The organism is Corynebacterium sp. CCUG 51687 (assembly GCF_024453995.1).
Classification (GTDB): domain Bacteria; phylum Actinomycetota; class Actinomycetes; order Mycobacteriales; family Mycobacteriaceae; genus Corynebacterium; species Corynebacterium pseudogenitalium.
In genome coordinates this window covers 1-10,687 of sequence record NZ_JAGPYT010000020.1, presented here as the reverse complement: position 1 = coordinate 10,687, position 10,687 = coordinate 1, and the positions used below count along the sequence as shown (strand labels likewise).

The following is a 10,687-nucleotide window of genomic DNA, read 5'->3' as shown; positions in this document are numbered from 1 at the left end:
GATGCCCGGCTGGCAACTGTGGGGAATGGGCGACTTCGGGCCCCTCAATGAAAGGCCGCTCCCGAAAGAGCGGCGATCGGGCCACCACGACCCATTGCCTTCTACAGTTGCCCCTCCTCAATGAAAGGCCGCTCCCGAAAGAGCGGCGATTGTGCGCTTCAGCGCGCCGGTTGCTACGGTCCCGACCCTCAATGAAAGGCCGCTCCCGAAAGAGCGGCGATGCGGGGCCGGGTGTTGTCGCGCACCCACGTGTCAAGCCCCTCCTCAATGAAAGGCCGCTCCCGAAAGAGCGGCGATTCTCAAAATTGCCAGCGTCCCCATCGCCGTCATTGCTCCTCAATGAAAGGCCGCTCCCGAAAGAGCGGCGATGGACCCTGGAAAAATAGGGTCATATACAGCGGGTTTGATGGGGGTTCCGAGCGCAATAGGGATGATAGCAGTTTTGAGGTTGATATTTTGCCTTCACTGTTGAGTTCTCAGGTTTGACATGCGGTTTCGCTCTGCGAGCGTGCCCTGGGGTTTTCGTTACACCGGAGCGCTCGCAGGACAGGCATGACCTACAGAATTAGGACATCATTGTCGGTCACCTCCCGCGACTTCCCAAGGTACCCGAAGCGTTGCTCATTGAGTTCGGCAACTCTTCCGAGATCGCAGAAGAGGATGGAGTCCTCGTCGGAATCTATAAGCTGCTCCAGCTCGGACTTGAGCTGCAACAATCGGGCGGGCGAGATGTCCACGATGAATACGCTGTACTGTACCCGGTCGCCGTACTCCTGCAGCGTGGTCGCGACGCGGTCGCGACGACGATCGTGGATGATGTCGTAGCAGATGAGTGTTCTGCGTGCGTCGTCTCTGCTCATCGGACTGTCACCCCAACGTAGGAAGGCTGCACACCAGTGAGCACCCCGAGAATCATCCGGGCCTGTATTTCAATGACTCGACGCCACGTCACGTCATAACCGAACAGTGGGTGCTGAATGCTCGTCTGTACCCGGCGTTCGAACGCGGCGATGACCTTCTTTCTTGCGCTGTCGCGTAGCCGCGCAACGTCCTGAATGTAAGTGAAATCCGTTGCTTTGATCTCTCGACGGTTGATCATTGAGATCACCACCGAGTCCGCGATAGGAGCACGGAACTCCTCCATCAGATCCAGAGCGAGCGCCGGTTTGTTTCGCCCACTGCTGTGCAAGAACCCCGCGTGCGGATCTAACCCGCAAGTCAGGATCGCTCGGATCACTTCCGTGCGGAGCAGCCCGTAGGCGTAGTTCAGCAAGATATTGATGGGGTCGGCAGCGCCTCGCCCGTGCCTTCCCGTCCACTCCCACTCGAGTGCCTCCATGCGCTTACTACTGAGCATTGTTGGAAAGCTCTTGAAGTACGCAGCAGCTGCGTCGCCTTCAATGCCGAAGAGTTCGGGAATGTCACCAGCAGTTGATGCACGCTCTGCCTCGTTCAGGAGAAACTGCACTGCATCGGGTGCATCGCCGTTACGTCGCAGCAGCGTCGCCTGGTTGGCGATCTTCGCTGTGATCATCCCGCGCGCGATGGTGAGATCCCCGTTATGGCTCCGCACGTGTTGCTCCACACGCGCTGCCCCATTAGGGCCGTCGGCAGGCTGCGACATTCCGTAGACACGTCCTGTAGATGAACACCAAACAACCGGAACGTCGTTCCAGAGCAAGTTTCGGTGCAACGCGCTGGATAGGTCGATGTTGCCGTGAACAACGACGCCTTGAACGCGCGCTAGCGGGGCGTCGGCAAGCTTTTCTCCTTCCTTTTCGACGACCACTCTGCCCCGCCGAATGCTCGCGCGAGAGCCCTGCGTGGTGAGGTGAAGCACCTGCCCATCGGGGTCTGCGGCGTGGATTCTGCGTCGGGGGTTTCCTCCGTTGTATTCATCTGGCAAACAAACGGAAAAGTGCGAGCAACGCGCGCAGCGTTCGTCGTTCACAAGTGGCACCGGAGCATGCGAAGAGTCAACGATGTCCCGCGTCCTTGCAACCATGCGAGCTGCGTTGTCCACATCGTCCTCGGTGAGCTCCACGCTCACGCGTCGCCGATGATCAGTGAAGTAAATCGCCTGATCAACGACGGAGAAGCCCGCCTCGCGCAGGCACTCCCTCTGTAACGTAAGCTGCAGTCGGTTCGCTGGCGTCACAACCGCTCGCATGCGCACTGGTGTGGCTTTGTGCTCCACCAAAGCTACCTCGTGCTCGTCAAGAAACTCGACAGCATCTGCTTTCCCAACGAGTCCGAGCGCTTCGCATCGAAGCGGATACGACGTGAGGCGCTGTGACCGTGAGTTCGCTGTGTTGTCTACAGCTTGGTGAGCCACGTCGCCTGCCTGCATCTGCTGAGTAAACGTAGTTTCCCCGTTTGCCTCGAGCCAGGTGCGACGCTCACAGTATGCGGTGTGTAGCACCAGGCTGATCGGCAGGAAGTCCTCTTCTGCGATCACAGTAATTGGACCCTTCCTCGTTCGAAGTAGCGTTCGGGAGCCTTCGCTTGACTTACATAGATGCGGAATGTGGCTGCCGCCGGCACACCATACGCACGTAAGGACGCAATCGCTTTCTCCGGGAGGCCGCCTTCCTCTGTCTTCCCTTCCGCCTGGGCGCCGAGGGCGTTGACGATGTCGTTCCACGAAGAAGACAAAACGATGCTTTCGAACCGCTCTGGGCTTATCGGCGTAGTTGGTACTGGTAGTGCAGCGAACTTCGGGTGGAGGTCGGTAGCGGGGTAGGCCCCAGGAGTGAATGTCACGTGCGAAGCGCGGGGCGCAATCGGGTACTGCCCGATGCCGATGAGTGCAGCAAAAGCGAGCGCCAGATCAGTTTCTCCGGGAGGGGTGAATCCCGATGGTGTTCGGGACGCATCATCACCAAATGGGTCTTCGACCTTGTCGCCTTGCCAACCTGCCAAAACACGTTCCGGATCCCATGATGCGAGCTCTTCGACGAACTTCGCTAGTTTTTGGGAAACAAATTCCTCGCCGGCGTTTCGGGTCTTCATTTCCCACCGGGACGCCCCGTGGTCAGGCCGAGGGGAATTGCCGTTGAACCTCCAGTAGGCAGCCTCACCGAGAGCCTGAATGAACTGTAGTCCCAACATGTCTGACTGTTCTTGCAGCTGGTCGAGATCCTTCGATCGAGCCTCCTGGTGGCGAGTCCAGTCCTCGGGGAACTTGGTGGGATTGATCGCTTTAAAGCGTGGACTGAAAGGAGAGAATGTCCCTTCGCCGTACTGGACTTGGGTTGTAGCCCAACCGTCATGCCAGCTCTGGCTGATCTGCGTTGCTGCTTCGGCAAGCTCAAGCGGAGTGACGTCCTCCATTTCGAGGACGCCTTTCGGAGTTGGGTCGTTGTTCCAATGGGTGGTCACCGCTCCATCAGTGAGCGATCTTGCAATGAGGCTAAGACCTGCAAGAGCGAAGTGGGTCAGTCCCGAGTAAACATCGCCTGCGACTGTGATTGAGTGTTTCATCGTCCTTCTCCTGAAATCTGAGCATCCGCAGCGCGCTCAAGGGACTCGCACAGCGCGAGGGTGTAAGCGCCGAACTTCCGCGTGAGGGTTCTGACGTTGCTCTCCCACTGCCCTTCTGTAAACAGTCGGTGAGCAGTTTCAGACCTTGGATCGAGCTCTTCGCCGGTGTGCGGGAAGAGGTCGCGTCCTCTGCCGTGGCTTGCCCCAACAATGTGGACGACAAGTTCGTTGATGCGCTTATCGCCGGACAGCCGCTTCTCCTCAGCAACAACTGCTGAAAGTTGTTCATGGCGCCAGCCGATAGGCAGCTCCGATCCCGCCTTCGAACGAAGGATCTCCTGACGGCTCCGAGTGAGGCTCTTTGCCCAGGGGCGTGTGGCATCAGGGTTCTTCAACATGCGTTGGAATCGAGGGTCTCGTTTTCCTTCATCATGCAGTTCAGCAGCGGTGACAATGTGTTGAGCAAAGGAGCCCTCCACCCCGAGGCCGTCGCAGATCTCACGCGCGCGTTGAGCGACGTCACGTTGATGATCCGCAAGCGTCGGAGGCACTTTGCCGCCTGGTTGCACGCTAGGCGTCCACTCCTGAATCGTCTCGGAGTCTGCTCGCAGTATCTTCGACTCGCGCCGGATGATCCAGGCAGCCATGTCGCCGCGCGGATCCTCGACGATAGAAGTAGAGATTTCGATACTCGGTGCCTGTGCTTCGTCGTCAGGGAACCGGGAATACCACAGCTCTGTGAACTCCGTCGGCGTCAGCTCGTGCGCGGCACGGAATAACTCGAGGTCGAGTTCTCCCTGATCCTTTGGTAGATACACCGTAACCCCATCGATGGCGGCTTCTTCGGGTGCGTCTTTGTCTCCTGCCGGGATCGACAAGACTTGCTCAGTAGTGATTGGGATATCAGCGGTGACAATGAGGACGTCGCCAGGCTTGAGGTCCTTGACCTCCTCCAATACTTCAATCTCGCCAGCGCGATAGACGAGCTGCGGAATTGCGGGATCGGGACCTAGTGTTTGGGCAACCTTTGAAGCGACCTCTCTAACCGTCGTGATACTTCCTGGAAAGACCTCATTCGCAGTCGGAGGGATCGTTCGAAGAAGCTCGATGGTTGCTTCTGCAGTCTTAGCTACTGTGTGACGGACTACTACCCCGGCCTGCGGAGTTTCGTCGGAAAGGTCGTCACGAAGCCAAAACTCGAGTTCCATTGGGTGAGCGTGGCGCTCAGAGGACTTCGCGAGAAGCTCGACATCGCGGAACTCGAGGCGCTGGTACAGCAGGCGCCGTGGGTCTGTTGCTGGCGCTGGGTGCTCGCCTACCTTAGCTGGATTGATGTCTTGTCCGTCTTCGAACTGGTTGACCCATGCAAGCCCGTTGCCCAAATCCTCGGCAGTGTACGGAGGGCAGTCCCGCTTTGGAGCTGCGTCCGCAGGCGGTTGCAGAATGACCAGCTCAGCGTCATCGTACTTTCCGAGTCGATTGAGTCGGCCAATACGCTGCTGGACTGCGGTTGCTGGTGCAAGCTCTGTCACCATGTACTGGAAGTCAACATCAACACCTACCTCGAGCGTCTGCGTTGCTACGACAACATCAACGTCAGGGTGACCCTTTGGTGTGAAGATCCCCGGGTATTTCTTCTCGATGCCTTCCAGGTCATGCGGTCGCAAACGACCGACTAAAAGTACTGCACGAACCTTTGCTTTCTTTAACGCAGCGGAGATCTTGATTGCTGTGTCCACGTGGTTCATGATGCAACCAATGGTTCCCGTCCGGGCTTCGTTGTTGATCCAATGCTCGATGCGTTCTACTGCGCCATCGATGACGGCTCGGTTTCCCATTTTGCCGTTCCACTGCGGAAGCTGCTCATGGGTGATGCGCTTTGTGGCGTGGAGGCGCTGATGGAGAGCGTCGTCGCGAGGAAACTCGAGGTCATTGGGGTCTACCCCGATGGAGGAGTACTCGGTACTGTGCGTAGACGGCGTCGCCGTCGTCTCGACTACCTGGAGTTCCGGAATACCCGTTTTGGCTCCCGCTTGTTGGATATCTCGAATACGCCGCGCCGTTACCAGCAGCTGCCTATTGAGGTGTGCCTCATCGAGCACCACAACGGAGTCCATCGTCATGAGCGCAGTTTCACGTGGACGGGCATACAGCGTTGAGCCGTAGCCCTGGAAGAGCGCGCGTGACCCCCACATATCCGGCGTTGAGGCAATGACTGCGCAGCTTGAAAAGTCGCTGACCGGCAGTGAACGTGAGGTCAGACCACCACGAAGCACTGATGCAACAAACGGTTGTCCTTGCGGGTTGCCGCTGAGTTTCTGAAGCGCAGATGCGACCCGAAGCACTACATCTGATGCTGAATCAGGGTTTCGCAGCGCCTCAATGAGATTTGCTTGGATAGAGAGTGCTCGTTGGTACTGGTTGTCCACCAGGCCGCGCCGGTTGACAACGGTATGTAGTCGACGTGGAATCCTGGGCGCATTCCCACACGCACTCAACGCGTTGAGGAAAATGTGAACATCGACGACCGAAGACTTACCGGCGCCTGTTGGGGCGACGATTTGATCTGGCCACACTCCGTGTTGCACGACGTGACTGACGAGTGCGCATTGCCAACTGAATGGTTTGTGTCCGCCATTCATTGCGGCAAAAAACTCGTCGAAATCATGTAACTGTATTGGTTCCATCATGACTCCTCTGTCTGTTCCGGAACGGGAAGCTCGATGTCTAAGGGATACAGCAGTCCCCCACCAAGGTGACGTGACTGGCCGAGCATCATCGCCGCCTGCGGATGGTGCAGCGGCCCTAAATCGAGAACCGCATCGTACGGCTGTACGGGCACGCCCTCCGGCGAATGGTGCGCGAATTTGCGCACGGAGCGAGTGACGAGTTGAGTCTTGGCCACAATGACCTTGTGTTGCGCCACCTGGTCACGAAGAGAGATGTACCGCTTCGGGCCCTTTCCTTCTATGTCGAACTTGTCGCGCCATACGAATCCCGCCGAGACCAGTGCTGAATCCGCGAGACTCCATTCTGAGTCCTTATCGCGGATTCGTCGCATCTCAGGCACGATGGGCATCTCGGTCGCCCAGAGACGGTGCTTGCCAGATGCGGGTGCCGGCCAGAACCGGGTTCCAGATCTGGTGGTGTTTGCAAAGGAAACACCGATTTTCCCCAAGCGACTCGACCATAGGTGCTGGATATGTACAGCTTCCTGTACTTGCTGCAGTTCTTCCGGCGAAGCACCGTTGGGTACAAAAAGCACCAGTAGAGGGCCGTTTTCTCCAAGCAGTTGGGCAAGCTCTGTCGGGATGTACTGGATGGAAAGCCGGTTTGCCGGAGGCAACACACCTTTGTTGTATTTCCCGGTAATCAGAGGTGCAGCGCCGAAACCAATTCGCGAAATCAGTGCCTTATGCATGCTGAGACACAATGCGACGCGGTCGCGTTTGTCGACTTCTCGATCGAGATTGAACAAATAGGCCGTCGCCCACGGCGCTGTTTCTGGCTCGCCTTCGACGGGCTCGTACCAGGTCTCACCGATGGAAGCCTCTGACGGCTTTTCACTCGTTGGTTTCTGACCTTTTGAGAACTTGTCACGGCTCAGTGATGGTGGCTTCGCTTTAAACCGCGCGTTAAACGCAGCGATCAACGCATCAGTTCGGCCTTCGGCTGGAACAGCGCGCGAGTGAGCCTCGCGCGTGAAGCAGTTCGCCGTCGGGGAAAGCAGCAGGTTCGGTTCAAAGCGCTCGGTGCTAATCGTGACTACGCTGTGGCTCTCGCCGAGGTACGGCACATCCTCAGCAAGGGCTGTGAGCGTTTCAGCAACATCCTCTGGCACGTCGTGCCACATGAAACCGTAGTAGTCACGGACAGCGACGCCGTCAGAAATCGGGCGTGCTTCCACCTTTTTACGAATCGAGTTCTTCGTAGCGTCGAATGTTCCTACATCCCTATACCCAATCCGGTGGGGACCACCATTGAGCAGCAATGTCTCGGGCTGATACAGCCCGTTTGGTGGGTGTTTTTCAAGCCATCGCAGTGCTTTGAGCGACGCATCGGACGGCTGGCCATCCTCGGACGTAGGCCCCTGACCAGCAGCAGCGAGAAGCGCAGCATGTAGACGTAGGGGTGACGGCGAATTTTCGACGGACCCGTCACTCCGATGCCCGTAGTAGGTGCCCAAAGGAAGCGACGCTTTCAACGTCAATTGGGCCATGATTACTCATCCTTTTCGCTTGGTTCGGCCGCGCCGGCGTAGATGTCTGGGTTGCCTACCACTTCGCGGATCTGACCATGCCAGTCAGCGACTCCAAGGGCCTCAGCGTGGTCGAGTGCCTCCTTGAGTAGCGCGTCAGCAGCCTCAATGGAGAGCGGTGGTAGCTCTTTTTTCTCGCCGTAACGCAGGTCAAGCTTGACGACGGGCGCTGCAACCTCAACGAGATCACAGTTGGAGCGGTAGTACAGTTCTTGCTCTGCACGGGCGATAAGCGCGAAGCCGAGGGCCGCGATGAGTGCACGACCAGCAACGTTTTCTTCAGGGGTGCCACCGAAGCTGATCTGGCGCAATGCCGTGAAGCTGAGTACCCAGGAGCGAATCACGCGGGAGCAGGACACTCCTCCGAGCGGATCTAGCTTTGGTGGCAGTGCACCGACGCCGACTGCGGAGCCTGAGAGCGTCTCACCTTTCTTGGCCTTCTTCAATTTGTCCTGAGTATCTTTGACTTTTTTCTCCGAGAGCTCGTCTGCCTGGTTGTCAATGATCTTCTTGAAGGCTGCTGCATCCAGTTGTACCGATGCACCTACTGGGTCAACACGTGCGCCACTGCGCGCTCCCTGCTGTTCGGATCCTGGCCGACTCTGATCTGCCAGCACACCAATGGTCTCTCCGGTAATCGATCGACGGATTCGAACTTGGTCTTCTGGTCGGACAGAGTCCCAACCACCGCACAGGATAGCTATCGGTGCAGTGTTGAGGAGTGCACGGTAGTTACGTGGTTTCGAGTTTCGAATCTCTCGGAACCAGTCGGCCTGCGTGACGGGTTTCCCTTCGTAGCTTCCGGCGCGGATGTGGCCGTCAGCAAAACGGTGTGGCAGGTCAATATCGGTGAGGGTCTCATCGCCATAAGACAGGGCAATGCGCGGAATACGGGAAATCAGTGGGTCTCCGTCAAGGATGGAGTTGCTGATGGCCTTTTCGCCACGGTTAGTTGACGACGCGATGCCGTCAATAATCACAACCTCATTCGGTTTTTTGTCGATGTACCTGGTTTCGAATGCGAAGCAGGGCGAGTTGCCCTGCTTGTACTTTGCCGGCGTAATGGAGGCGTGTGGCCCAGCTGCTGCAGAGAGCTCCGTCACGGAAGACCAAACTGAAGGTCCACCAGGTGTACATGCTGCGAGAAGCTCTTCTAGATTCAACATAAAGGGATCCTTTCGAAAAATTGTGCTAACCCACGCCTCTAATGTCCAGGAGGGTTTTTATACTTGGGCCAGCGCTTTGGGAGCCAACGTTTGTTGGTCAGTTCCAATGTATCAGATTCACTATCGAAAAAGTCGCTACGCAGAAAGAGAGTAGAGTTAGATGGAGTAAGTCACGCGACAACGTATGGGTGTCCGAATTCCGCTAAGCAGACAGAGATCCTCAATGAAAGGTCGCGTGACGAACTCCAAGGCTACCCCACCCGAGAGGGTAGTGACGTTACTGACATGAGGGGTACCAACCAATGAAAGGAAAACTCGAAGCAGCGAAACGTAGTGAGGTCACAATTCTTTCCGGGCCACAGGAGGCGTACCTCCTCGGACCGGGATGTATTACGGAAGATGTGGCGCTTACTGCGAGTGCGCTGTTATACAGTGATCATGTTCATCTGTACTCGATGACAGCTGGCGAGCTGCAGTGGTATGCCAATGCAGCCAATCTGTGCCCACTCGAATTTGCTGAGTTTATGCTCTGGGCAGAAGAGAATAATCGAGAGATGATTCTCGACAACATCGGCATCACGAAACGGGAGTGGCTAAAAGACTTCGTAAGTGCGAGCCGGAGAGGTAATCGCAAGCAGCGACGAGCAGCAAAGAAGTACCACAAATTTCTTCGACAGGACGCTGATCGCCTCTTAGAACAGAATGAGAGGATGTGGAAGGACCATGGCGGCGCACAGCTTGATTGTGCAGTTTCAGCAGGTGCGTTAACTATTCACACTGATTGGGTTGGTGACATCATCACCAGACCAGATGAACTCGACGAAGAAAAGATGCTCGAAGTCATCCACGGACAAGTTGGTGTGTCTGGTGGTGCGATTATGTTCGATTCGCTCATGGGAGATCTAGCATTTGCGGCCGAGAGAGAGCGACTCCTACAGATAGAGAGACGCCATCAGCTGGGTATCCGTCGGACAAGAACCGGAACCGCAATGATTTCTTTTCTACCAGCGTTTCCGAGTGCGAGTATTGAAGAAGTTCTGGAAGCGCGGAAAATTATTCAATCTCCCCTTGACGAATACAGGGTTGCGGTAGTGGAACTGGAATCGATGTTGAGTTCGGACAGCAATGGTTCGTGCGTTGATGATGACGCACTTGAAGACCTTTGGCACGACTATGTGGAGCCTCGCGTACGTAAGGTGATTGAGGCGCTCGACGATACCTCGCTTTCGCGTTCGTGGAATGCGGTCAAATCTGGCCTGGTTAGAGCTGCAGTTCCCGGCGTGACGTTCGTCGTGGCCCAAACCGCTGGCGCCATTCCTGGCGTTCAGCTGAAAGATATTGAGCGGGTCGTTGACCTTGCAGTCAGCGCAGGTATACCCGATTTCTCAGAGCCGCTGGCCGCGGCAGTCGCTACTTCGGTGGGGGCGATTACGGGTGCACTTTCGGGGTGGAATCGCGTTCGGGCGCATCGTGGATTGGTACGCAACAACGACCTTATCTACCTCGCCGATACACAACGAGCACTTACTAAATAAAGCGATTGAAACGCACTCACTTTCATCAAACTCTGAAGGAGGAAATCGAGAATGTCTCGACGTACCGTTAATCGGTCTGCAAAGACCGGCAAGTTCGTATCTAACGCTGCAAAGGGTCGGTGGCCTAACAAGACCATCACCGAACAGGTTGGAAAGGGAACTAGCAACAACCGGGTTAAGCGACAAAATGTGTGCTTTTTTGGATATGGATTCCAGGTCCTGCCTGGGCCTACGGCGGGACAGTG

General features: G+C 56.5%; 7 protein-coding genes and 1 CRISPR repeat array. Of the genes, 1 reads left to right on the top strand and 6 read right to left on the bottom strand.

The window, feature by feature from the left end; translation table 11 throughout:
• Window positions 1-42: 42 nt before the first annotated feature.
• A CRISPR array of direct repeats spans window positions 43-369; the repeat unit is 35 nt; unit sequence CCTCAATGAAAGGCCGCTCCCGAAAGAGCGGCGAT.
• Window positions 370-557: 188 nt separating this feature from the next.
• Genes cas2 through cas7u form a run of 6 tightly spaced genes read right to left on the bottom strand, consistent with a single transcriptional unit; the run spans window position 558 to window position 8,907 of the window.
• Entirely contained in the window at window positions 558-860 is a 303-nt protein-coding gene (gene cas2, locus KBX13_RS11270) for a CRISPR-associated endonuclease Cas2 (protein ID WP_070478654.1), read from the bottom strand.
• A complete protein-coding gene (gene cas1 / locus KBX13_RS11265; RefSeq protein ID WP_256022249.1) occupies window positions 857-2,458 on the bottom strand; it encodes a CRISPR-associated endonuclease Cas1 in 1,602 nt (533 codons plus the stop codon). Before cas1 ends, cas2 begins: the two co-directional genes overlap by 4 nt.
• Window positions 2,455-3,483: a hypothetical protein gene (locus tag KBX13_RS11260; RefSeq protein WP_256022247.1), complete on the bottom strand. Its 1,029-nt coding sequence runs from the start codon at window positions 3,481-3,483 to the stop codon at window positions 2,455-2,457. Before KBX13_RS11260 ends, cas1 begins: the two co-directional genes overlap by 4 nt.
• Window positions 3,480-6,170, bottom strand: a complete 2,691-nt coding sequence (cas3u, locus tag KBX13_RS11255) for a type I-U CRISPR-associated helicase/endonuclease Cas3 (protein WP_256022251.1) — start codon at window positions 6,168-6,170, stop codon at window positions 3,480-3,482. Before cas3u ends, KBX13_RS11260 begins: the two co-directional genes overlap by 4 nt.
• Window positions 6,170-7,702, bottom strand: a complete 1,533-nt coding sequence (gene csb2, locus KBX13_RS11250) for a type I-U CRISPR-associated protein Csb2 (RefSeq protein WP_256022246.1) — start codon at window positions 7,700-7,702, stop codon at window positions 6,170-6,172. The genes cas3u and csb2 overlap by 1 nt, the downstream gene beginning before the upstream one ends.
• 2 nt (window positions 7,703-7,704) lie before the next feature.
• A complete protein-coding gene (cas7u, locus tag KBX13_RS11245) occupies window positions 7,705-8,907 on the bottom strand; it encodes a type I-U CRISPR-associated RAMP protein Csb1/Cas7u (RefSeq protein ID WP_256022244.1) in 1,203 nt (400 codons plus the stop codon).
• A gap of 302 nt (window positions 8,908-9,209) precedes the next feature.
• Here cas7u and KBX13_RS11240 point away from each other — a divergent pair, with 302 nt between their 5' ends.
• Window positions 9,210-10,442: a hypothetical protein gene (locus tag KBX13_RS11240; RefSeq protein WP_256022243.1), complete on the top strand. Its 1,233-nt coding sequence runs from the start codon at window positions 9,210-9,212 to the stop codon at window positions 10,440-10,442.
• Window positions 10,443-10,687 lie beyond the last annotated feature (245 nt).